The sequence below is a fragment of the Nonlabens dokdonensis DSW-6 genome (assembly GCF_000332115.1).
Taxonomy (GTDB): Bacteria; Bacteroidota; Bacteroidia; order Flavobacteriales; family Flavobacteriaceae; genus Nonlabens; species Nonlabens dokdonensis.
Genome location: NC_020156.1, coordinates 2499911 through 2522823, shown reverse-complemented (window position 1 = coordinate 2522823; position 22913 = coordinate 2499911). Strand labels below are relative to the sequence as shown.

The following is a 22913-nucleotide window of genomic DNA, read 5'->3' as shown; positions in this document are numbered from 1 at the left end:
TCTACAATCGTACGGTGATTTCTTTGTCTGAGTCCACAGTGATTTTTGCATCTTCCCAAGTAGGAGGACCATAACTCATAGGGTTATTGCTCATTCCGTAAGCCTCAGTAGGCATTCCTTGTTCAGAAAAATCCATTTGGTTATTTCCGTTTTTATCATGCAACACCATCACCGCATAATCACCTATTGGAACATTTTCAAAGGTTGCAACGGCTACTCCATCTTTTATTTCTACGCTTGCAGATTGTAATGGCGCGGCTTTCATGAATTGGTTTTGAGTACTTAAAGAATAAACCATTTTTCCTTGATCATCCTTTGCATTATTAACAGTGACTTTAAGAGTGAATGTTTCTTGTGCATTCATTGCGATGGAAATAAATAAAACGATGATAGATGTAAATAAAGTTTTCATAATGTGTTGTTTAATTTGTTAGACAGGACAAATATGCAGCAGCTTTACAGTTCAAAATAATACTCCTGACTCAACTGTAACATTTCATACCTGAATTGTAATAATTTGTCATTTACAATCAAATCAATTGTGTTTTCATAGACTTCTGTAGGTGATATTCGCTTACTTTGTAAGATAAAATGATAAGAATGGTAAACTTCGGAATTATAGGATTAGGGAAGATAGTGCACAAATTTGCTCATGATATAGCACTAGTAGATAGCTGCACTTTAAAAGCCGTCGGTTCTAGAAATAAAGAAAAAGCAAGAGAGTTTGCCACTAGCTATAATGCCCTATATTATTACGATTCTTATGAGCAGGTGGCTGCAAATCCTGAGGTTGATGTTATTTACATCGCCACACCACATACCTTTCATTATAAAAATACTATGATGTGTCTCCATGCTGGCAAAGCAGTTATTTGTGAAAAACCATTTGCCATGAATACAAGTGAAGTAAAAGACATGATTAAAACCGCAAAAGAGAAAAACCTATTTCTTATGGAAGCACTCTGGACTCGATTCATACCAGGAACACTCCAAGTAATGGAGTTGATTGATTCTGGTGCGATAGGAAGAATCAATTCTATTTCATCTAGTTTTGGATTTGCCGCTACGCGTGAACCCAATAGCCGTTTGAACCGTAAAGATTTAGGCGGTGGCTCCTTACTAGATATAGGAATCTATCCCATATTTATAAGTTTACTATTATTAGGCCTTCCTAAAGAAACTTATGCCGTAGGTCAATTAAACTCAAATAACGTAGACCAGCATTGTGCAATGATTATGAAATTTAAAAATAATGCTACTGCATCATTAAAATCTGACTTCACTTCTAAAATACCTATTGAAACCATTATATACGGTAGTAAAGGTAAGATTACTATGGAAGAACCTTTTCACAGCACCAGAAAATTAGTTGTAGAAATAGAACATCAAGAAACACAAATTATTAATACTGTAATAGATGGTAATGGTTACACGCACGAAATCAAAGAAGTCGTGGCCTGTCTAAAAAATAATAAAAACGAAAGCGATCTTATGACGCATCAATTTAGTTTAGATCTTATAAAAACTTTAGATCATGTAAGGTCTTTGATCGGTTTAGAATATTAAAAGAAATTTGCTATTATCACAATAATAAAATTAACAAACCTTTCTACTTACATAGTATCATAAGCGCAATATATTTACCCTATGTTTAAATACTTCCATTGGATAGTTATTTTGGTAATTATTACTTCATGTAATGAATCAGATCAAGAAATTGATCCTACAACGGTTTTTAGGTACAACGAGCATGCAAACGTGACCAGTCTGGACCCTGCGTTTGCAAAAGATCAACGTAATATTTGGGTATGTAACCTATTGTACAATGGCCTTGTAAAATTAGATCAAAATTTAGACGTTGTTCCAGATCTTACCTCTCACTGGGAAGTAGATTCTACTGCTACTATTTACAAATTTTACTTAAAGAAAGATGTTTATTTTAATGACGCTTTCGCGAAAGCGAGAACAGTAACAGCACAAGATTTTAAATATTCCCTCGAGCGATTAATAGACCCTAAAGTGGCATCGCCTGGTGCTTCTGTACTGCAAAATGTGGAAGAGATAAAAGCATTAGGAGAACTAGAATTAGAAATTACCTTAAAACAACCTTTTCCTGCATTTTTAGGATTGCTATCCATGAAGTACTGCAGTGTGGTGCCCGATGGAAGCACAAACCTAAGAGAACACCCTATAGGTACTGGACCTTTCTATCTCAAAAGATGGCAAGAAAATGTAAAAATGGTATTGCGTAAAAATGAACGTTACTTTGAGAAGGATAAGAACGGCGCGCAGTTGCCCTATCTAGAAGCAGTTGCGATTACATTTAAAACCGATAAACAGAGTGAATTTTTAGAATTTGCTCAAGGTAACCTCGATTTTATCAACGCGATAGACCCTAGTTATAAAGATGAACTGTTGACGACATCTGGAACCTTAAAATTAAAATACCTAGAAGATGTACATCTTATTAAATCTCCGTTTTTAAATACAGAATATTTAGGTATTAAGATCGATAATGATGTACCAGAGCTACAAAGCAAGAATCTAAGAAAAGCTATTAATTATGGTTTTGATAGAAATAAAATGATCAAATACCTGCGCAACAATATAGGAACTCCTGCTCAACATGGTTTTATTCCTGATGGACTTCCTGCTGGCGGCGTTGTAAAAGGTTACAGTTATAACCCTGAATTAGCTCAAAAATTAATTGACTCTTATAAAAAAGAGACGGGAGATTTTCAACCTAGTATTACTATAAGTACTGGAGCAAATTACCTTGACCTTTGCGAGTTCATACAGAAAGAAATGCAAAAAATAGGTCTCGAGGTTAAAATAGATGTGATGACACCATCTGCATTGCGACAAGCTCGTAAAGATGGGCAATTGGATATTTTTAGAAGCAGCTGGATTGCAGACTATCCTGATGCGGAAAATTATCTAGCGCTTTTTTATTCCAAAAACTTCTCTCCAGCTGGACCCAACTATACTCATTTTAAAAATAGTTTGTACGATAGCTTATACGAGCGGTCGCTACGAAGTACCAATCCTGAAAAAAGAAAGAATCTTTACATAAAAATGGACAGTCTTATTATAGAAGAAGCTCCTATTGTACCTCTTTATTACGATCAAAGTGTGCGTTTTATTTCTAAGGATGTAAAGAATCTAGAAAGCAATGCCGTCAATATGCTTGATCTTACTCGTGTAAGAAAAGAAAAGTAGGATTATTACATATTACGCTACAATAATTACTTAAAATATTTCTAAATCGTTGGAAAAAAGTGACGTTAAACTTTATCTTTCCCGTCTATGGAAACAACTATTGTTTTATTTGATTTTAATTCAGATACAGAATTAGATAATTGGAAACCTATTAATGACACTGTAATGGGTGGCGTTTCATCAAGCTCATTTACTATAAACGATGAAGGACACGCATGTTTTAGTGGAGAAGTATCATTAGAGAATAATGGCGGATTTGCCTCCGTAAGATACGAATGCCCAGATCAAAAACTTGGAGATGCTACTAAGGCTGTTTTGAGAGTAAAAGGTGATGGAAATGAGTATCAATTACGTTTTAAAGAAAATTCCTCAGACGGTCATTCTTATATTATCCCTTTTTCTACCACTGGAGAATGGGAAACTGTAGAATTAGAACTGGATGAAATGACAGCTTCCTTTAGAGGTAGCCAGCTTAATATGGATAATTTTCATCACATGTTTATAGATGAACTATCTCTATTCATAGGAAACAAAGAAGCTTCATTTAAACTTTTGATTGATAAAATTCATGTAGAGTAAGTGCAGTTATTAGAGCTTTACATTGCGATATTGAAAAAATACACTCCAGATATGACTTATATAAGTACGTGTCTGGATTTTTTAGTAAAACAATATTCTTCCTCTTCAAGACCTTATCATAATTTGCAACATTTAACATTTATGATGGATGAGTTACAACGGTGCAGTTGCAAACCAGATAATAGAGATGCACTTATATTAAGTATCTATTACCACGATATCATCTACAAAGCAAGTAAAAAAGATAACGAAATGCAAAGCGCGATAGTTTTAGAAAAACATCTTTCTAAAACAGATTTTAAACATATCCATCTATGCAAAGAATCTATACTAGCAACTAAAGAGCATAAGAAATCAACAAATAGCGATATCAATCTTTTATTAGATCTTGATCTGGCAATTCTAGGTCAAACCCCAGAAACATATATCTCTTATACTCAAAAAATCAGAAAAGAATATTGCATCTATCCTAACTTCCTGTATAAACCAGCTCGTAGAAAAGCGATGATCCATTTTCTAGAACAAGAACAAATTTTCAAAACAGACGAGTTTTTTGATAAATATGAGAATCAAGCTCGAGAAAACATTAAAAATGAGATCGCTAGTTTATCATAAAAGCTAAGAGCAAATTTACAGCTTGACACTTATTGCAAGTATGATTTGTTCTGGCCTAGTGTCTATAGTAATAGGGCCATTAATATCGATAACGTTCTCAATTTGCATGATTTCATTTGTGGTAAAGCCACGTTCATAACGCACATCAATACCTATATTACCAAAGTTAGCAGCAAGACCAACTTGAGCGCCTACAGTAAATTCTTCTTGAACGTCACTATAATCTACATCTCCTATTTCAGTATTCAAAATATATTGCAATGAAGGACCTGCAAAAATATGCAATGGACCTACAATTTTAGTTCCTACAAGAATCGGTAAATCTAACTTTTGAATGTCCAGTTGATCTCCATCATATTCATTGCTCAATTGCGTAAACTTTAATTCAGGTCTTAAATAAATGAGTGCAACATCTGCTTTATAGAAGATTCCCGCGTGATATCCTATTTTCTCTTCTGGATTATCTATGATCGTCTGGCCATTTTGTGACAAGTCTCCTGTAGAGCCGTAGTTCACACCAGCCGTAATTCCAAAACCGTTGGACGACTGTGCAGTTCCTAAGAAGCTTGAACATAATAAACTAAGAACCAAAAATGCTCTTAAAATGTCCTGTTTATTGAATCTTGTAATACCTTTCATAATGCTGATTATTAGTTAGCTACGTAAAAATAAGTAAAATTATACATCTACTATTTCAATTTTAACAATAAATTCTATTGAAATATTCACGAACTAAAATATATTTGTACCAACAATTAATGTAAGTGTAAATGAATATGTCGAATGATTCTGCTGCTGTTCCGCTTTCGCGAAAGCTAATAACCACCTTAATAAAAAAAGGTACTGAGGTTCAAGAAGCGATAAGCCTCAATTTAAAAGATCATGGAATCACGATTCAACAATTCAATGTTTTGCGCATTTTAAGAGGACGCAAAGGTGAGCTTGCTAGTCTTCAAGACGTAAGTAAAAATATGATTCATGCCAACTCAAATACAACTCGCGTAATCGATAAACTGGTAGATAAAGAGCTAGTAAGTCGTAAACAATGTCCTACTGATAGAAGACAAATAGAATTGAACATTACCGATGAAGGTTTGAAACTATTAAAAGTTCTAGATAAAAAAGTAGACGACGTAGAAACTACACTTACCAATGACCTCAACAATAAGGAATTGAACACCTTAATAGAAGGACTCAACAAAATTTAAAAAATTTACTTATTTATTTGTATATACAATTATCATATAAACAATTATATTAATCCTGTTTCCTATAAAAGGAAACCCTTAAATCAATAAAAATGAAAACAGTAAACACAACAAAAAGCACAGCAGTATGGACCGGTAAAAAATTTGGTGGTTCACACACAGGAACTATTCAATTACAGGAAGGAAACTTAGACTACACAGATGATAAAATCTCTGGAGGATTTTTTAAAATGAATATGGATAGTCTCCATGTGACAGATCTAGAAGGAGAAATGAAAGGCAAACTAGAAGGTCATTTAAAAAGTGATGATTTCTTTTCTACTGCAACACATCCAACAGCAAATCTTGTAATTACTTCCATCAGTAAAGACAATAAGGGTATTTATCAAGCTACTGGAGATCTTACCATTAAAGGAATTACAAACCCTATCAATTTTCAATTACTAGAAGAAGGTGATAAATTAATCTCAACTTTAATAATAGACCGTAGTAAATATGATGTAAAGTATGGTTCTAAAAGTTTCTTTAAAGGACTAGGCGATAACTTTATCCATGACAACTTTGAGGTGGTCGTTACTTTGGAATTTTAGCAAATATTCATTTTAATAGAAAATAAAAAGCTCTCGAGAGATTCTCCCGAGAGCTTTTTTCTATAAGGAATAGTCCTTATTTAGTAGCCTTTCTTTTAAAATAAATACCGTCATCCCAATCTTGATGATCATCTATAAATTCTCCGAAATTATGATCATTACAATCATGTCCATGTCCGTAAAAGTTTCTTACCAGTACATGACCTCTTGCTGCGATCAACCTGCCGCGTCTATTATATAAAACTTCCAGTCCGCCTACTCTATTCACTACACCATAGGCGTATCCTACATTAAGAGTTCCTACTTTTTGAATAGCTCCTAGTCTATTATAGAACAAGCGTGTATTACCTATTTTCACTACTTGACCTCTTCTATTATATCGTACAAATTGTCTACGATTATTTAATAAAGAAGTAGAATAGGTAGTATACCTTCTTGAAGTACTTCGTCTGTAATAATTAGATCTTGTATTGCCCTGCGGCACTTCAAATTCAATTCTACCATCAGGAAAAATGGCATAATCTACATTATTATAAGTGAACAAAACAGGTTGAACGTTTCGGTAAATTGTTTGGTTCATTTTGAAATCATTTGATTCTTTCAGGTCGATTTCATTTGCCTGAGCAGTGGTTATCATCATCAAACTAGTTGCGATAAAAAGTAACATTCTTTTCATGATTTCTGTTTTTAAATAATGCCTACTCTATTAGGTTTTCGGCTTGCCCTTGTTTATCTGTATTCAAGAGCCGTGCCATTTACGAAAAGTTTTCGTAAATCTATTTTTATAAATATGTAAGATGTTGATTAAATGGATTGTAAGATCGCTTTCGCGAAAGCGGGATAATTTTTAATTTGATTGATTAATTTTTGAAACTTCGCTTTTAATTGACTTGATGATTCGTTTAGACTGAATCTCAAACATTTTTTTTGAATATAATTTCATTGCTATTTGAGAACCTACAAAAATTATTAAAGGAATAAGGAAATAATAAAAAAAGATAATATCTACATAATTATGAAGAATTAATAAGGTCATAGTGGAAATACCAAAGCCTATTAATAGAGCAAACCTCCAAGCATCTTTAATAGCTTCTCCTTTTATAAAACTAAGTTCTATTAAAGTATGATCAGAAGATTTTGGATTCAGATTAATTATACAAATCGCATAATCATAATCAAATCGTTGAAACTTATAGTATTTAAAAACTTTAAACCTATCAGAATTTTACGATATTTTTTTGATTGCTAAATTATGATAATCATCTAAAATACCATCAGGATAATTTGATAGATATGAACCTAATTTATCAATTGAAGAGTTTATCAGAAAATTACTATTCAGTTCTAATTTTTTTGAAGAGGTCAAATGATAGTTTAATTTGCCACTTCACTGATAAACTTCAAGCGGTACAAGCGTATTTCTTCTTCTTCATAATCGCCGTCAAATTCTTCAACCGCAGCATCTATTTTATCAGTTTCTGACTCAAGAAAGTACTCATGCAGTTCTTCTTGTTGCTCTTCGTCTAGCATTTCATCAATCCAGTAACCTACATTTAATTTAGTACCACTATAAACGATACTTTCTAACTCATTGATCAACTGATTCATTTCTAGACCTTTGGCACTAGCCATGTCATCAAAACTCAGCTTGCGATCAATACTAGTTATAAAATAAAGCTTATTTCCTGATTTTGCGCCAGTACTTTTAATAACAAGATCATCTGGTCGTACGATGTCATTCTCTTCTACGTATTTTGCAATAAGCTCAATGAAAGACTTCCCATATTTTCTAGCTTTACCTTCACCTACTCCGTGAATGTTTGCCATTTCTTCCATAGAAATAGGATACTTAGTAGCCATGTCTTCTAAAGAAGGATCTTGAAAAACTACATATGGAGGTACATTTTTCTGATTGGCAACCTTTTTACGCAAGTCCTTTAAATACTTTACGAGTTGTGTATCAATAGCGCCTCCTTTTGAAGCTGCTACTATTTGATTAGAGTCATCACCATAGGTATGATCATCACTCATCATGAAGGTTTCTCCATTTTTGATAAAATCATGACCAGCTTCTAGAACCTTAAGCGTACCATAAGATTCAATGTCTTTACGTATCAATCGAGCGACCAATACCTGACGGATTAATGCCGTCCAAAAAGCCTTTTCTTTATTCTTACCACTTCCAAAGTAATCGTGCTGGTCTAGTTTATGGCTAGAAATCATAGCATTATTCTTACCCATAAGAATATTTACAATATCCTTAGATTTATAACGCTCACCAGCGGCATCAATTACCTTAATTAATTTCTTTACTTCTTCAACGGCTTCTTTTTGAGGTTTAGGATTACGCATGTTATCATCCATATCGCCTCCTTCACCTGTAGCAGGATCAAATTCTTCACCAAAATAGTGCAGGATATACTGCCTACGACTCATACTAGTTTCAGAATAACCTACCATTTCTTGCAGTAAAGCATGTCCTATCTCTTGCTCAGCAATAGGTTTTCCTGACATGAACTTTTCTAATTTTTCTATGTCTTTATAAGAATAATAAGCAAGACAGTGTCCTTCTCCTCCGTCACGACCAGCACGACCTGTTTCTTGATAATAAGATTCTATACTTTTAGGAATGTCATGATGAATTACAAAACGAACATCTGGTTTATCAATTCCCATCCCAAAAGCTATGGTTGCTACAACTACATCAGTATCTTCCATCAAGAACATATCTTGATGTTTTACACGAGTCTTTGCGTCCAGCCCTGCATGATAAGGAACCGCTTTAATGCCGTTAACTTGTAAAACTTGTGCCAGTTCTTCCACTCTTTTTCTAGACAGACAGTAAACTATTCCTGACTTGCCTTCATTTTGTTTGATAAAGCGAGTGATATCTGCATCTACATTTGCTGTTTTAGGACGTACCTCATAAAATAAATTAGGTCTATTAAATGACGCCTGAAATGTAGTCGCATCTGTAATTTGTAAATTCTTAAGAATATCCTCTTGTACTTTAGGCGTCGCCGTAGCGGTTAATCCTATGATAGGAATATCTGAGCCTATGCGGTCTATAATTTTACGTAAGTTTCTATATTCTGGTCTAAAATCGTGTCCCCATTCACTAATACAGTGTGCTTCATCAACTGCGAGAAAGGAGATTTTCTGTTGTTTTAAAAAATCTACATATTCTTCTTTGGTTAATGATTCTGGAGCTACATATAATAACTTGGTGATACCGTTCTCTATATCATCTTTAACCTGCTGCACATCTGTTTTTGACAGTGAGGAGTTCAATACGTGAGCGACCCCATCGTGATCAGAGACACCTCTTATGGCATCTACTTGATTTTTCATTAATGCTATAAGTGGTGATACCACGATTGCAGTACCTTCTTGCATTAATGCCGGTAATTGATAGCATAATGATTTACCACCACCAGTAGGCATGATGACAAAACAATCTTCTTTATTGAGTAATGACGTTATGACCTGTTTTTGTAGACCTCTAAATTGTTCAAATCCAAAATATTTCTTTAGATTTTCTTCTAATCCTATTTGCGTATCTGCCATGCAGCTGGTGCGTTTTGTTTATCTTTGTAAGCTAAATTTACGATATAATTTCTTTATCACAAATTATACCTAAAAGTAATCGTATTTGGAACAAGAAAATAAAATTTTAGAAGTAGCAAAAAGAACCATTAGAACTGAAGCACAAGCGGTTACAGATCTCGTAAATGGTATCGATATCGCTTTCGCGAAAGCGGTATTACACATACACAACTCTCAAGGCCGAGTTATCATCACTGGAATAGGCAAAAGTGCGATCATTGCTCAAAAAATAGTAGCAACAATGAACTCTACAGGAACTCCTGCTATATTCATGCACGCCGCAGATGCTATTCACGGAGATTTAGGAATTGTACAAACTAATGATGTGGTCATTTGTATCTCTAAAAGCGGTAACACGCCAGAAATTAAAGTCCTTGTTCCTCTTATCAAGAATTTTAAAAACAAGCTCATTGCCATAACGAGCAATAAAGATTCTTTTCTTGGTATAGCTGCAGATTATATTTTACATGCTGCTATTCAAGAAGAAGCTTGTCCCAATGGTCTTGCTCCTACTACGAGTACGACCGTACAACTAGTTATAGGAGATGCTCTAGCGATAAGTCTATTAGAGTTAAAAGGTTTTACTGATAAAGATTTTGCTCGATACCATCCAGGCGGTGCTTTGGGGAAAAAATTATATTTAAGAGTACAAGATTTAGCTGAGAAAAATAACAAACCACAAGTACTTGCATCCACTTCTTTGAGAGACGTCATTGTGAACATTTCAGAAAACATGCTAGGAATGACGGTAGTTACAGCAGATAATAAAGCTGTAGGTATTATTACTGACGGTGATTTGAGACGTATGCTTTCTAGCGGTAAAAACATAGATTACCTTCACGCTAGTGATATTATGAGCGGTAATCCCAAAACGATTAAAGCATCTTCCATGGCTGTAAAAGCTAGAGAAATGATGGAAGAATTCAATATATCCCAATTGATCTCAGTAGATGATAAAGGCTACTCAGGTGTTGTGCACATTCACGATTTAATAAGAGAAGGAATCATTTAATTATGGCTCGCAAAAAAGCAGACCCCAATAACATGTCGTTTCTCGACCACGTAGAAGAACTACGCTGGTGTTTGATACGTTCTATCGCAGGTATTCTGGTAGGTGCAGTGATCGCTGGTTTTTTTAAAGAATTCATTTTTGACACTGTCATTTTTGGTCCTAAGAAAGCTGACTTCTTAACGTATGAGTTTTTCTGTAAAATGGGAAGATTTATGGGGATTGAAAGTGATTTTTGTGATCCTAATTTCACCTTTAAAATTCAATCTAAAGGGATGTCAGATGAATTTTCAGCTCATATATGGACATCCATCCTTGTTGGTTTTGTAGTAGCATTTCCATGGGTATTGTATCAAGTCTGGCGATTTATAGCACCTGGATTAAAGTCTTCTGAAAAAAAATATAGTAGTGGATTTATCATCATATGCTCCTTATTGTTTTTCATTGGTGTCTTATTTGGTTATTATATGATTGCTCCGCTTTCTGTTCACTTTATGATTACTTATGGATTAAGTGATCAAATTGTTCCTGAGCCAAGTCTTGAAAGCTACATTGCTTACATAAGAGCTTCAATACTAGCCTCTGGATTACTATTTGAATTACCAGTGATTATTTACTTTCTTACTAAAATAGGACTGGCAACGCCTGAAGGTTTGAGAAAAAACAGAAAGTTTGCGCTCGTTATAGTTTTAATAGTAGCAGCGGTAATTACTCCACCAGATGTTGCGAGTCAAATAATAGTTGCTATACCTGTGTTAATTTTATACGAAGTGAGCATTTTCATATCTAAATTTGTCCTTTATAGACAAAAAAGAAGAGAAAAGAAATTAGCTACCCCTTAAAATATGAGTAATCAAGTAGAAGAATTCAATGCGTACCGCGCAAAAATGAACGATGCCATTCTTGAAGATAACAACAAGATCATCAAACGTATTTTTAATCTAGACACCAATGCCTTTGCAGCTGGAAAATTAGACAAGAAAACAAAAGAGCTATTAGGCCTTGTGGCAAGCACGGTTTTAAGATGTGATGATTGTGTAAAATACCACCTGGAAGCAAGTCATAAAGAAGGAATTTCCAAGGAAGAAGTCGTTGAGGCACTGTCTATTGCAACCTTAGTAGGAGGAACTATTGTTATACCACATTTACGTCGTGCCTATGAATACTGGGATGCGGTAGAGAAGAATGCAAAGTAAAAGTAAAAATAAAATCAAAACGAAAAACAAAATTAAACTGAACATCTTCATCTAGCTTTAACCGTTTTGGAAGAACTTTGATAATAACTAGCTCGTATAAATTACCAAAAGCTTCTCCACGTAACGCTCCGTTCCATAATTTTCAATCACGTGATGATGGAACTTACTAGCCAAAGTTTGACGATTACTTTCATTATTAACCATATCGATTAATGCTTTTGATAAGGCAATGGAGTCTTGTGATGGCACTACAATTCCGTGTTCCTTAATAACCTCCGCGCAAGCACCTACATCGGTAGTAATTACTGGCAATTTGTGCAATCCGTATTCTAGTAAAGCAACCGGTAAACCTTCAGATTTTGAGGATAAAACAGCAATATTGCATTCATTAAGCGCTGCACTTACGTCTGATCTGGAACCAAGAAGAAATACGTGATTCTGCAAGTTCTTTTCTGTAATAAGATTTTTTACTTTTAGAGAATAGGCATCATTAAAATCTTGACCACATAGGTGCAGCGTCCAGTCTTTATAATCTTCATGAACACCAGCAAAAGCATGTATAAGATTCAAATGATCCTTCTGTTCTCTCAGGTTGGCTAAGCATATCATGCGTTTGCCTTGTATGCCTTTTAAGGGTAATGAAAGCTGAGACTCCTTTGACTTTACAGCAAAATTCTCCAAGAAGGTAACCTGTTTACTCTTTAACTTATCGATAGCCCACCTTCTCAACAACTGATTTACACTGATCACGTGATCAAAAAAGTACGAAATAAGTTGTAACATCTGAGCAGGTCTTGCTTCTAGTTCGTTTGCTTTACCATAGTGATCATGCCAGATGAACTTCAGTTTATTTTGTAAAGTGATGCAACTCAAAACACCTATAAAGGCCGATGTGCTATGAGCGTGAACGACTTCAATATTATGCTTTTTAATGTAATTTCTAAGTTTTAAAATGGCGTTCCATCCTATTTTACCTTTCTTCTCTAAAAACAAATAATTGACCTGATCGTCAATGGATTCTTTAAGCAATCCTTCTTTTCTTGTAACGCAAAGATGTGAATCATGACCTGCATCAGCTAAAACGTTAGCAATATTCACTGCCATACGCTCTGCTCCACCAGCTTCCATACTATCTATGATTTGCAATACCTTCATAGATCAATCATTTTGTATTAATTGCTGAATCGCTTCTTCAAAATCATCAAGAGTATATTGTCTAGACCAGGTTGCCGCGTTTTCTGAAAATTTTTGAAGCACATCTGGCTGACTTAAATATTCTGTTACTTGTTCTTCAGCTGTTGAAAGTTCTTTGATTAAAATACCTCGTTCACAACAAGCCTCTTCTCGACTCTCGCTCGAACTGGCATTGTTCTTTGACGAACTAGTATCATTTTCAAATTTGGAATTTGGAATTTGGAATTTGGAATTTTCTGCTCCAAGCATCCATGGGACACAACTTACTTGACTCGCAATAGGTATGCAACCCCAAAACATAGCCTCAGCAACGGCTTTAGGCCAGCCCTCACTTTTAGAAAGAAGAAATGAGAAATGCGCATTTTTATAGGCTTCAGTAACTATGCTATTATCCACATTACCGTGCAATCGCACCTTATCTTCTAGACCTACCAGCTTAACTCTGGACTCCAACTCAGTTCTTAATGGTCCGTCGCCGTAAAAATCTATGGAAATATCAATTCCCTTGTCGATCATTTCCTTTATTATCTCAAAAACTTCTATTGGTCGTTTATTAGCTCCCATTGTTCCCACAAATACGGCTTTAAAAGGACCATTCCAGTCTCTTTTCGTTAGTGGTGTTATTTGGTTTCTTTTGTAGGTAGCTGTAAAAAAAGGCTTTACATTTTCAGATTGATCTGGCCATTTTCCATAGGCAAGTATGTCTATATTTTTGGTCAAAAATGAATTGGAAAGAATTCTTTTTTGCCATCTATAGGCGATAGGCTGCACTGCATTAGGATCAAAATTACCAGCATACTTTGCTGTTTTCTTTTTGGAAGGAAACAAAACCTGTGCGATACTGGCCAGTAACGCTAGATTTCCAGGACACCTTAAGTGTATGTGATCCGCTTTCGCGAAAGCGAAACACAAAACAAAAAACTGATAAGGGACAGTAATAAAAGAAATAATAGCCGAGCCAAGCGTGTGAAACTCTAGTCTTCTTAAACCTATTTGATTAAAATCTTGCCTTAAAAAAGGCTGTGCTAATAATTTACCTGTAATTTTACTAGGACAGATAAATGTAACCTCATCTACATAACGCATCCATAGATCCATTTCCTTAACATAAGGAGCATAGGCTACCTTCTTGCCGTTCTGTCGGATCAAATGTGCGTCTGTGACTACTAGAAACTTGATCATTATTTTTTACTGTTATCTATAATTTCTAACACTCGGTTTAAATAGTTTTGAGGATGTAAATATTGCTTGCTCCATTTCAAATTTTCTTGAGCCATCTCCATATAACGCTCATCCCGCTGTAAATCCCTAATCTTATCTGGCAATTCTTTGTAAGCGGTTCTATCAGAAAGTGATAGATAATTTTCACCTATTTTAAATTGATCAATCTGAACTTTAATAGGTGTTGAAATTACAGCTTTACCATAAAGTAAATATTCACCTATTTTCCATCCAGGAGTATCTTTTAATCCATCATCTGCAACACCTATACTAAATTGCTTTAAGGTTTTTAAATAGTTACTCTTCTTACAAGAATTTAAATCTAAAACGATATCTGATGTACGCTTGATAGAATAAGGGTCTGGAAAAAGGCCTGTTTTAGCATTTTTAAAAGTATTCTTAATTATTCTACAAGCATTTATTCTAAACTCATTTTGAATGAATCGGCGCTCTTTCTCTTGTGGATCATTGGTAGAATTAGGATTCCATAACCTAGTGTAGTAAAGCGGTTCACCATTCCCTTTAGAGACGCTTCTATTTAACTTTCGTACATCTAGTAAGGAGTGAGCAGAATTTGATTTCAAATGTAAAAAATCTAAAGCACGATACAGCTCTGTTTTATTATGCTTGTAAAACAAAAAATCCCTATTTAAACTTAATAGTAAACTGGTTGTTTTATAACTGATAGGAACATTAAAATTTAAAGGGTACACGTTATAAATTTTAGCGTCAATACTCAATGATCTTTTAAAATAGAAATCGTACTTACTATGGTCTTCTAAAAACAAAACATCGTCGCTATAGTCAAAGAAAACAGTTTTAGAATTTACGTATAGAATCGCTCCATTATGCATTACAGATTTATCGAATACGACATTGAGCTTCAAGTTATTTTGAACACAATAGTAGTGATATGAATACAATAAGTGATTCAAATGATGTGTCCATACAGATAGCTCTAATTTCATAGAAAAGAAATATAATTGTAATTGTAATTGGTCAATTTATGTCCTTTTCAACTTAGGACTATTGCTTATCAAACTCAAGCACCCTACTACTCTACCTAAACTTTCTGTAAAAGCTTCTTTGCGTTGATTAGTAGTAAAGATATTGAGAAATCTTATAACAGTTAACAAAATGGTGATTTGATACCATTTCACTTTATTTTTGAACGATGGATTGGGATACTTAACACGCCACACATACCAGCCGTTGCGCACTACCATTTTACCGTATTTATATTGATTAGGTCTTCCGGCAGCATCATGATGGTGTTCTAATTGAGCGGCCGTATTGACATATAAATCTCCAATATTTGAAAGTCTTAAAGTAAAATCTGCATCTTCATAGAGGCCGTAACCTTCAAAATATTCAGAGAATTTGTGTACTTTTAAAATGGACAATGGAAAACTAGAAACACCGCCCATTAATTGCTCAACTTTATAAATCTTACCTGATGGTGGTAAAAAACTAATAGACCTACCATGACCAAACGCTGGATAAACCGCTGGTGGCGTTTTTTGAGCTAGACCTAGCTTTCTTCTCAGTCTATAACGGCTACTTTCTTTACGACGATAACCATCATAATAGAAATAATCGACATTTTCTGGATGATCTTGTGTAACTTTCTCCCAAGATACTTCGTTAGTGATGTAGCCTCCTACTCCCACTGTTTTTGGAAATTGAGCATACGTTGCTATTAATTTTTCAAAATAATCTGAATTGAGAATTGTATCATCATCTAGAAAGGCAACTACGTCTATATCTTCAGAAACACGTTCTATTCCATAATTGCGCTGTTTGGTAAGTCCTCGATGTTCAGGTGGTACATTGTGATAATGTATGATATTGTTTCCGCTTTCGCGAAAGCGAGATCCAGTACTATCATCTACAGAACCATCAATGATTAAAATCTCATCAGGCACTTTAGATTGAGTCATCACAGATTCTAATAACTTAGTCAAAGGTTCTGGCCTCATGTAAGTACAGATGATAAGACTGAGCTTATGATTTTGCATCCTGCGCTAATTTTTTAGACCAATATATACTATTACTCCATGCTTTTTTAAAGTACTTATAGTAGGATACGGGATTCTTAATAGAGTAATCTTTATAAAACTTAATAAACAAGGTCAATTTGTAACCTAGCAACTGTTTTGCTGTGTAATTCTTCTTACGATGAAACATAATTTGTGGTGAAGGCTTAGGTTGAATAGCATCATGCTGCCAAGGAAAAACATGCGGCTTTCTAAATCCACCAATGGGCGCTTTCAAATGCAACATCTGAATTTGTGGTGCATAGATTACGTCATATCCCGCGTTGCGTATTTGCATTCCATAATCCACATCTTCCCCATAGCCATGTTCTAAAGCCATATCAAACTTACATTTCTTTATCACGTCTCTATGAACAATAGAGCATCCCGAACCAAAAGCCGGCCATTGTAAAAAAGTTTGAAATTTCTCTTTTTCTCCTTTTTGCAAACATGAAAATGTAAGACATTTTACATGCATTCTTTTGAGAAAATTAAATATGAGTTCGGAGAAACTAGGATCAATTCTCACATCATCATCAAATAATAATACCCAAGAAGCAGACGACTTCTCTATTGCAAGATTGCGAGCATTACAAGCACCTGTTTGATGTATAAAATGGTGTATTATCCCAAAAGGATAATTCTCAGTTTTCAAAAAATCAAGTTCTGAACTAGCTGATGTATCTTGATTTTGTTCTACAATAATGACTTGTTGAGGAAGTATTTTTTGCTTGCTTAGGTCGATCAATACATTCTCTAAATATCTTGATCTACCCATGGTAGGAATAACAACATCATACTGGTTGTGCTCCACAACCTTTTCAATACTTAGTTTTTGTAAAACTTGAATATCAAGGTTTACGGAATACTTTTTATAAAAAAACGATTTAATAAAAGCCAAAAATGGAAATCGTCTCTCATACCATAAATGACATAAGAGCAAAATGAAGATCCATCTTGATTTATAATGTTGTTTCACAAATCTATATAGCTGGAAATCATTAAAATGTTCATTTTGAATTATGGAAGGGACTTGATAATTTAAAACGCCTAAAGATCGCGATAACCTTCCTATGGAATTTAACCAGTACAACAAATTGTGTTCAGACGTATGAGTGCCTGCTGTCATTTCAACTAGTTGAGCATGAACACAAACGATAGTAGTTCCTTTTAACCAGGTGGGATAGATGACTCTTTTATTAATACTTAAAAAAGGACTATCCTCCACATACCCTAAATCTTCACTGATGTTGTTATAGTTCGAGAAAAAGTATGCATTATGGTTTAATTCTGGTAAAGACTTTTTAAATGTGTGTAAATCCGCATCTTTATGATAAATCAAAAGGTAATCATCAGGATGTTCTTGAGCACATTTATAAATAGCTTTAATTATAGGTAGCCCTTTATAACTCTCAGTAACAGCAATACCATCATGATGCATTAAGTTAATCATAGGGAACTAATACTTTTATATAATTCAAGATTTTGATATACAATTTTTTGAATATCAAACTTGTCTTCTGTCTTGACTCTACCTGCTTGACCTAATTTAATGGTTAAGTTTAAATCTTCAAATAGTTCTTTAATACTAGCAACATAGGCATCAATATCGTCTGGATGGTGCATGAACCCATTTACACCATGTTCTATTAAATCTTGTGCCCAACCTATATTTGTATTTACCACTGCTTTTTGAAGTGCCATAGATTCAATCGTCACCATTCCTAGGGTTTCTGCTAGAGATGGAAAAACACAAACATGTGCTTTTTTAATTTGTTCTTGTACTAATTCATAAGGGATTTTGCCTAGGTAGGTAATGGATAATGCAGCTTTATCGGTCATTTTATTTTGCATCAATTCCCATGTAGAATCAGAACCGGTATGAATATCAACGCTATCAGCACCTATGAAAACTAGTGTACTTTTGGGCTCTATTTCAACTAGTTTATTGAAGGTTTCTATAAGTTGAAAAACACCTTTTTTTCTTATCAGTGTTCCTATATTGAGAACTCGATATTTTTCAAATTCTTCAGGATGATTGTTATTAAAATTTTCTAGTTCAAGACCGTAATGTATGACCTTAAGTTTTTCTTTGGGTAGCTTGAAAAGCTCCATACTTTTTTCTCCAGCAAAGTATGTAGGTGCGATATAAGCCATAGCCTTTCTAACTGCCAACATTTCAAACCATTTATTTTTAAGCTTTTGCTTTCTTTTTTCAATATGACAAAAGTAAGTGTCACTACCATGAAACCGAATTACTAACGGCAATTTCAACCTCATAAAAGCGGTAATGCCTGTCCAGTCAGGAGCTTCTAAGATATCTATGTTTTGAGCATTGTTATTAATATACTGCTCAATATGTTTGCGATAAAAATAAAAACCTCCAACTTTATAATTCTTTTGTGCAATGAGATGAAAAGTGATTCCTCCATCAGTAAAAACTTCACTTCTCCTGCTCCCGTAAACAAAAACAGAGACCTGTTGATTGTTTTTTACCAGAGCTTTTACAAGATTTTCAATACTTGTCCCCATGCCACCTCCGTTATTGATTCTAGCATGAGGATATTCTGGTGTGAGGTAGGCTATATGCATTAATGAGAATTGAGTAAAATATCTTGAGTAATTTGAGCTGTAAATAGCTGTGAGCCATTTAAATTCAAATGGCCACAATCACTAAACTTACCTTTTTGGTTATCAAACAATCCAATATAATTGAAAACTTGAGGATAATTACTTGTAAGCTCCTTCATAAAGGCTTCCCGATTAGGGACATTGTTGCAATAAGGAGATGTATAAAAGATCAAATGATTTGGTTCGAGTTGCTGCAACAATTGAACCCCATCATTTTCTTTTTGAATATTCTGTGGTAGTGAACCATTTACCGCTACAGAGTTACCAGTCAACAAAACATAGCCATTATTCAAATCTACATTAGGCTTCTTGTGTGTTAGCTGGAGCAACACTTCTCTAAATCCTATTAGTTTATCGTTTGCCGCATATCTTATATATGGAATCTTATAGCCCCATGGTTGATTTAAATCTTCTTTAATATTTTCAGATACTGTTTCATTATTAAGATAAGGAGTGATATAAGATTTAAATTGTGGTGAGTAGGCATCAAAATTTACCGCATAATCAAGTTGAAATAAAACCTTATCATAAGTAACCTCATTATTTTGTAACATTTGTAAAAATGCGGCACTGTCATTAGTCTTACTTCCTTGTAGGCCTAAGTTAATACAGCTTTTACCAGTCAATTTCTCCACAACGGCACAATCGATATGGTTCTCTACTCTAGAACTACCCAAAAAAATATAATCAATATGAGTATTTTGGAGTTGGGTAATGTATTGTACTTTATTTCTTGGTGTTCCTTGGTTAAAAGCAACCGTATATATTTTATCCATAATTACCATCGCCGTGATAACGATACAGATTATAATTGCGATATGTTTACAAAAACTCTTCATTAAAACTGGAAGTATATAAAATCTTGATGATTAGAGTAAACACCTAAAGTAAGCAACAAAAGAATAACACTAGCAATTTTTAGCCATTTCCATTTTCCATAAAATGGATGCTCTTTACCCCTATGAAACCATTCATAACATATAAAGATAAAAATAATTAGTAGCATTTCTACGCTGTAGCGCTCTATGTTAAGGTATTGAATATTAAAACTCAAATTTTCATAGATATTCTGTAAATATTGAAATGCCTCGGTAATATTTGAAGCTCTAAAAAATACCCAAGCAACACAAGCTAAAAAAAAGGTCATTAGCATCTGGCTCAATTCTTTTAAACTAGGTAGAATTCTGTTTTCACTTACCTGATTCAAGTTACTACGATTTCTATTTAATAATAAAATGGGAATAAAAAATAAAGCATGTAAAAATCCCCAAAAAACAAAAGTCCAATTAGCTCCATGCCAGAAACCACTTACGATAAAAATGATCATCACATTGCGCAGTTGCATCCATTTAGAACCTCTAGAACCACCTAGTGGTATATAAAGGTAATCTCTAAACCATGTTGATAACGATATATGCCAGCGTCTCCAAAATTCAGCCATATCTCTAGAAAAATATGGATAATTGAAATTACGCATCAAATCAAAACCTAATAACCTCGCTGTTCCTATAGCAATGTTTGAATATCCTGCAAAATCTCCGTAGATCTGAAAAGCAAAATACACAGCACCTAGAATAAGACTTAGGCTATTCATGCTCTCATAGTTGTCAAAAATACTATTGACATAAGGTGCACAACTGTCAGCTATAACCACCTTTTGAAATAAACCCCATAAAATAAGATTGATTCCAGAAATCGCTTGCTCTTCATTGAAGGTTCTTTCCTTAGAAAACTGTGGTAACAAATTAGTTGCTCTCTCAATAGGACCAGCTACTAACTGCGGAAAGAAGGCTACATATGCAGCAAAATTTATAAAGTGTTTTGATGCTGGTAGCTTGCGTCGATATACATCGATCGTGTAACTTAATGTTTGAAACGTATAGAATGAAATTCCTACTGGCAATATAATATTTAATGTACTTCTATGCATTTCTATTCCTAACGAGCTAAAAGCATCCACCCAAGAATTAACAAAAAAGCCATAATATTTAAAGAAACCAAGTAGCCCTAGATTAACGACTAAAGAAGTGATTAGCAACATCTTCCTTTTGGCTTTATTTTCAGAACCGCTCATAACAACAGCAATAGAATAATCTACTATCGTACTAAAAGCAATTAATGCAAGAAACCTATAGTCCCACCAGCCATAAAAGAAATAACTCGCAACTAGTATAAAAATATTCTGCGCTTTTAAATTTCCTTTAAAGACAAACCAGTACATGATAAAAACGACTGGTAGAAAAATTAAAAATTCAAAAGAATTAAATAGCATATTATAAAATCGACTTAATCCCTTCCCAAATGCGCTCACTAGCCATTTCAGGAGATTCTGGTTTGTTTACGATTCCATACCATTTTTTGGTGACTGGAACTGGATTTATTTTTCCATCCAGCAAGCCTTTAATACCGTCATAAATTTCAGACTTATTCATGGCCCAAGTTACACTTTTATCATAATCTGGCATAGAACGGAAGTGTACGTACTTATAATTTTGCCCTATATCGCGTATTCCCTTTTTAAGCTGTGGCTGCTCATAATTAGGATAAATAGTAGGTTTATCATGTGCAATAAAATCAAACACCATACTAGAGCATATATTAACTACCAGTTCACAGTGATAGCAAGTATTGACTAGTAATGCAAAATCTTCCTTTGTAGGCATGACCTGGTTCCATTGCTCGCCCATAGGCTTCCATAAAGGATCAATAGCCGTAATCACATCATTATATTTTTCTAGAACCGCATCATATCTACCAGAGAAATCAATCGGAACTTTGCGGTAAATAATCTCTATATCACGACCTTCTTGGCGCAGCTGTCGCACAGCAATCGCAGTATCTTCTAGGTAATATTGATCAAGAGGTGAAGTAGTTTGATCATCACCAGAGAAACAGATGTACTGCGTTTCTTCTCGCAATCCATGATTTTCACAAAACTGCTTTCGCGAAAGCAATAAAGAAGCATTATAATGAGGTTCAAATTGCGGTGTTCCTGTGACAAATATTTGTTCTGGTTTAGTTTTAGGATAATACTCCAGCAATTGCTCTTTCATCAACTCCGACCAGACAAAATAATAATCGGTTTCAATGGTGGTCATTCCTTTAGGAAGATTGTCCCAACTGTAAATCCAGCAAGCGGTTTTAATTCGTAAATCTTGAGCCGCAAGTATAGGTGCTATAGCTTGTGTTGCTCTTTGAGTAGTACAAAATACCAAATCTGGCCGATGCTCTTCTAGCTGTGCTTTCACTTCTTGATACCGTTGTGTATAACGTTCGGCAGCATTCATTTGATCCATAAGACTCTGCCAGCCTTTAGAACTTGCGCTAAAGGTTTCATGAAACTTTACAAAAGCACTTTTAACAATATTCTTGACATTATTCCATTTTAAGGGAAATCGGTACGTGGAATAAACTGGGTCATTAGTCCGCTTTCGCGAAAGCGATAACTCCACTCTTTTACGTGCGTGGTTAATTACCGGTGTTTTAGAATGTATTCTAGTGCTTTCTATTTTTACTTCTGGATAGCCTAATTCCTTTTCAAGAGAAAAGACAGTATTGTTCCAGTACGTGATATCAATACCTTGCTGCTCGCCTATTTCTTTAAATCGAGTAAATGCAAAATTGCGCAGTCCTACTCCATCAGGAAAGAGAATAAATACTTTGGGTTTGCTATTTTTATGATCAGGCATCTGAATTTTTAAATCGTTCTCGACTGCGTTCGAACTGACATTACATTATAAGTTTAAGTTTAAGTTTAAGTTTAAGTTTAAGTTTAAGTTTTAAAATAAAAATTATTCAGAACTCACAAC

The 22913-nt window shown here is 34.4% G+C and carries 22 protein-coding genes; 9 read left to right on the top strand and 13 right to left on the bottom strand.

Annotated elements, in window-relative coordinates:
* Nucleotide 1: 1 nt before the first annotated feature.
* Complete coding sequence (locus DDD_RS11040) at nucleotides 2–412, bottom strand: DUF2141 domain-containing protein (RefSeq protein ID WP_015362941.1); 411 nt, start codon at nucleotides 410–412, stop codon at nucleotides 2–4.
* A 188-nt stretch (nucleotides 413–600) separates the two neighbouring features.
* Between DDD_RS11040 and DDD_RS11035 the strand changes: the two genes are divergently transcribed.
* The 4 genes from DDD_RS11035 (at nucleotide 601) to DDD_RS11020 (ending at nucleotide 4413) form a co-directional block, all read left to right on the top strand.
* Entirely contained in the window at nucleotides 601–1566 is a 966-nt protein-coding gene (locus DDD_RS11035) for a Gfo/Idh/MocA family protein (protein ID WP_015362940.1), read from the top strand.
* An 81-nt stretch (nucleotides 1567–1647) separates the two neighbouring features.
* Nucleotides 1648–3219 carry an ABC transporter substrate-binding protein gene (locus tag DDD_RS11030; RefSeq protein ID WP_041567111.1) on the top strand — a complete coding sequence of 524 codons (1572 nt, stop codon included), beginning with the start codon at nucleotides 1648–1650 and terminating at the stop codon, nucleotides 3217–3219.
* A gap of 87 nt (nucleotides 3220–3306) precedes the next feature.
* The gene (locus DDD_RS11025; RefSeq protein WP_015362938.1) at nucleotides 3307–3798 is read left to right on the top strand and encodes a CIA30 family protein; all 492 of its coding nucleotides are present in this window, start codon (nucleotides 3307–3309) and stop codon (nucleotides 3796–3798) included.
* 30 nt (nucleotides 3799–3828) lie between these two features.
* Nucleotides 3829–4413: an HD domain-containing protein gene (locus tag DDD_RS11020; RefSeq protein ID WP_146250782.1), complete on the top strand. Its 585-nt coding sequence runs from the start codon at nucleotides 3829–3831 to the stop codon at nucleotides 4411–4413.
* A 15-nt stretch (nucleotides 4414–4428) separates the two neighbouring features.
* Here the strand turns inward: DDD_RS11020 and DDD_RS11015 are convergent, their stop codons facing one another.
* Nucleotides 4429–5052 carry an outer membrane beta-barrel protein gene (locus DDD_RS11015; RefSeq protein ID WP_015362936.1) on the bottom strand — a complete coding sequence of 208 codons (624 nt, stop codon included), beginning with the start codon at nucleotides 5050–5052 and terminating at the stop codon, nucleotides 4429–4431.
* A gap of 131 nt (nucleotides 5053–5183) precedes the next feature.
* Here DDD_RS11015 and DDD_RS11010 point away from each other — a divergent pair, with 131 nt between their 5' ends.
* Nucleotides 5184–5621, top strand: a complete 438-nt coding sequence (locus DDD_RS11010; RefSeq protein WP_201764094.1) for a MarR family winged helix-turn-helix transcriptional regulator — start codon at nucleotides 5184–5186, stop codon at nucleotides 5619–5621.
* A 92-nt stretch (nucleotides 5622–5713) separates the two neighbouring features.
* Nucleotides 5714–6211: a YceI family protein gene (locus DDD_RS11005; RefSeq protein WP_015362934.1), complete on the top strand. Its 498-nt coding sequence runs from the start codon at nucleotides 5714–5716 to the stop codon at nucleotides 6209–6211.
* A gap of 76 nt (nucleotides 6212–6287) precedes the next feature.
* Here the strand turns inward: DDD_RS11005 and DDD_RS11000 are convergent, their stop codons facing one another.
* Complete coding sequence (locus tag DDD_RS11000) at nucleotides 6288–6887, bottom strand: hypothetical protein (protein ID WP_015362933.1); 600 nt, start codon at nucleotides 6885–6887, stop codon at nucleotides 6288–6290.
* 698 nt (nucleotides 6888–7585) lie between these two features.
* The gene (gene recQ, locus DDD_RS10995) at nucleotides 7586–9778 is read right to left on the bottom strand and encodes a DNA helicase RecQ (RefSeq protein WP_015362930.1); all 2193 of its coding nucleotides are present in this window, start codon (nucleotides 9776–9778) and stop codon (nucleotides 7586–7588) included.
* 85 nt (nucleotides 9779–9863) lie between these two features.
* Here recQ and DDD_RS10990 point away from each other — a divergent pair, with 85 nt between their 5' ends.
* Genes DDD_RS10990 through DDD_RS10980 form a run of 3 tightly spaced genes read left to right on the top strand, consistent with a single transcriptional unit; the run spans nucleotide 9864 to nucleotide 12022 of the window.
* Complete coding sequence (locus DDD_RS10990; protein WP_015362929.1) at nucleotides 9864–10829, top strand: KpsF/GutQ family sugar-phosphate isomerase; 966 nt, start codon at nucleotides 9864–9866, stop codon at nucleotides 10827–10829.
* Nucleotides 10830–10831: 2 nt separating this feature from the next.
* The gene (gene tatC / locus DDD_RS10985) at nucleotides 10832–11668 is read left to right on the top strand and encodes a twin-arginine translocase subunit TatC (RefSeq protein WP_015362928.1); all 837 of its coding nucleotides are present in this window, start codon (nucleotides 10832–10834) and stop codon (nucleotides 11666–11668) included.
* A 3-nt stretch (nucleotides 11669–11671) separates the two neighbouring features.
* Nucleotides 11672–12022, top strand: coding sequence for a carboxymuconolactone decarboxylase family protein (locus tag DDD_RS10980; RefSeq protein ID WP_015362927.1), 351 nt, complete (start codon nucleotides 11672–11674; stop codon nucleotides 12020–12022).
* An 87-nt stretch (nucleotides 12023–12109) separates the two neighbouring features.
* Here DDD_RS10980 and DDD_RS10975 read toward each other — a convergent pair whose 3' ends face one another.
* The 9 genes from DDD_RS10975 to DDD_RS10935 all read right to left on the bottom strand — a co-directional run bounded on the left by DDD_RS10975 (nucleotide 12110) and on the right by DDD_RS10935 (nucleotide 22793).
* Complete coding sequence (locus tag DDD_RS10975) at nucleotides 12110–13177, bottom strand: glycosyltransferase (protein WP_015362926.1); 1068 nt, start codon at nucleotides 13175–13177, stop codon at nucleotides 12110–12112.
* A 3-nt stretch (nucleotides 13178–13180) separates the two neighbouring features.
* On the bottom strand, nucleotides 13181–14398 hold the full coding sequence (locus DDD_RS10970) for a glycosyltransferase (RefSeq protein ID WP_015362925.1): 1218 nt from the start codon (nucleotides 14396–14398) through the stop codon (nucleotides 13181–13183).
* Entirely contained in the window at nucleotides 14398–15405 is a 1008-nt protein-coding gene (locus DDD_RS10965; protein ID WP_146250781.1) for a hypothetical protein, read from the bottom strand. The genes DDD_RS10970 and DDD_RS10965 overlap by 1 nt, the downstream gene beginning before the upstream one ends.
* A 36-nt stretch (nucleotides 15406–15441) precedes the next feature.
* Nucleotides 15442–16455, bottom strand: coding sequence for a glycosyltransferase (locus DDD_RS10960; RefSeq protein ID WP_015362923.1), 1014 nt, complete (start codon nucleotides 16453–16455; stop codon nucleotides 15442–15444).
* A complete protein-coding gene (locus DDD_RS10955; protein ID WP_015362922.1) occupies nucleotides 16442–17926 on the bottom strand; it encodes a glycosyltransferase family 2 protein in 1485 nt (494 codons plus the stop codon). Before DDD_RS10955 ends, DDD_RS10960 begins: the two co-directional genes overlap by 14 nt.
* A complete protein-coding gene (locus DDD_RS10950) occupies nucleotides 17923–19065 on the bottom strand; it encodes a glycosyltransferase family 4 protein (RefSeq protein WP_041567109.1) in 1143 nt (380 codons plus the stop codon). The genes DDD_RS10955 and DDD_RS10950 overlap by 4 nt, the downstream gene beginning before the upstream one ends.
* Nucleotides 19065–19880, bottom strand: coding sequence for a hypothetical protein (locus DDD_RS10945; protein ID WP_041567108.1), 816 nt, complete (start codon nucleotides 19878–19880; stop codon nucleotides 19065–19067). Before DDD_RS10945 ends, DDD_RS10950 begins: the two co-directional genes overlap by 1 nt.
* A gap of 62 nt (nucleotides 19881–19942) precedes the next feature.
* Nucleotides 19943–21376 carry an MBOAT family O-acyltransferase gene (locus DDD_RS10940; protein WP_041567107.1) on the bottom strand — a complete coding sequence of 478 codons (1434 nt, stop codon included), beginning with the start codon at nucleotides 21374–21376 and terminating at the stop codon, nucleotides 19943–19945.
* Nucleotide 21377: 1 nt separating this feature from the next.
* Nucleotides 21378–22793, bottom strand: a complete 1416-nt coding sequence (locus tag DDD_RS10935) for a glycosyltransferase family protein (RefSeq protein ID WP_015362918.1) — start codon at nucleotides 22791–22793, stop codon at nucleotides 21378–21380.
* Nucleotides 22794–22913 lie beyond the last annotated feature (120 nt).

Excerpts from the sequence above, each read along its gene's own strand:
- DDD_RS11040 (WP_015362941.1), bottom strand. The coding sequence starts at position 412 with ATGAAAACTTTATTTACATCTATCATCGTTTTATTTATTTCCATCGCA.
- DDD_RS11035 (WP_015362940.1), top strand. The coding sequence starts at position 601 with ATGGTAAACTTCGGAATTATAGGATTAGGGAAGATAGTGCACAAATTT.
- DDD_RS11030 (WP_041567111.1), top strand. The coding sequence starts at position 1,648 with ATGTTTAAATACTTCCATTGGATAGTTATTTTGGTAATTATTACTTCA.
- DDD_RS11025 (WP_015362938.1), top strand. The coding sequence starts at position 3,307 with ATGGAAACAACTATTGTTTTATTTGATTTTAATTCAGATACAGAATTA.
- DDD_RS11015 (WP_015362936.1), bottom strand. The coding sequence starts at position 5,052 with ATGAAAGGTATTACAAGATTCAATAAACAGGACATTTTAAGAGCATTT.
- DDD_RS11010 (WP_201764094.1), top strand. The coding sequence starts at position 5,184 with ATGAATATGTCGAATGATTCTGCTGCTGTTCCGCTTTCGCGAAAGCTA.
- DDD_RS11005 (WP_015362934.1), top strand. The coding sequence starts at position 5,714 with ATGAAAACAGTAAACACAACAAAAAGCACAGCAGTATGGACCGGTAAA.
- DDD_RS11000 (WP_015362933.1), bottom strand. The coding sequence starts at position 6,887 with ATGAAAAGAATGTTACTTTTTATCGCAACTAGTTTGATGATGATAACC.
- recQ (WP_015362930.1), bottom strand. The coding sequence starts at position 9,778 with ATGGCAGATACGCAAATAGGATTAGAAGAAAATCTAAAGAAATATTTT.
- tatC (WP_015362928.1), top strand. The coding sequence starts at position 10,832 with ATGGCTCGCAAAAAAGCAGACCCCAATAACATGTCGTTTCTCGACCAC.
- DDD_RS10980 (WP_015362927.1), top strand. The coding sequence starts at position 11,672 with ATGAGTAATCAAGTAGAAGAATTCAATGCGTACCGCGCAAAAATGAAC.
- DDD_RS10975 (WP_015362926.1), bottom strand. The coding sequence starts at position 13,177 with ATGAAGGTATTGCAAATCATAGATAGTATGGAAGCTGGTGGAGCAGAG.
- DDD_RS10970 (WP_015362925.1), bottom strand. The coding sequence starts at position 14,398 with ATGATCAAGTTTCTAGTAGTCACAGACGCACATTTGATCCGACAGAAC.
- DDD_RS10965 (WP_146250781.1), bottom strand. The coding sequence starts at position 15,405 with ATGAAATTAGAGCTATCTGTATGGACACATCATTTGAATCACTTATTG.
- DDD_RS10960 (WP_015362923.1), bottom strand. The coding sequence starts at position 16,455 with ATGCAAAATCATAAGCTCAGTCTTATCATCTGTACTTACATGAGGCCA.
- DDD_RS10955 (WP_015362922.1), bottom strand. The coding sequence starts at position 17,926 with ATGATTAACTTAATGCATCATGATGGTATTGCTGTTACTGAGAGTTAT.
- DDD_RS10950 (WP_041567109.1), bottom strand. The coding sequence starts at position 19,065 with ATGCATATAGCCTACCTCACACCAGAATATCCTCATGCTAGAATCAAT.
- DDD_RS10945 (WP_041567108.1), bottom strand. The coding sequence starts at position 19,880 with ATGGATAAAATATATACGGTTGCTTTTAACCAAGGAACACCAAGAAAT.
- DDD_RS10940 (WP_041567107.1), bottom strand. The coding sequence starts at position 21,376 with ATGCTATTTAATTCTTTTGAATTTTTAATTTTTCTACCAGTCGTTTTT.
- DDD_RS10935 (WP_015362918.1), bottom strand. The coding sequence starts at position 22,793 with ATGCCTGATCATAAAAATAGCAAACCCAAAGTATTTATTCTCTTTCCT.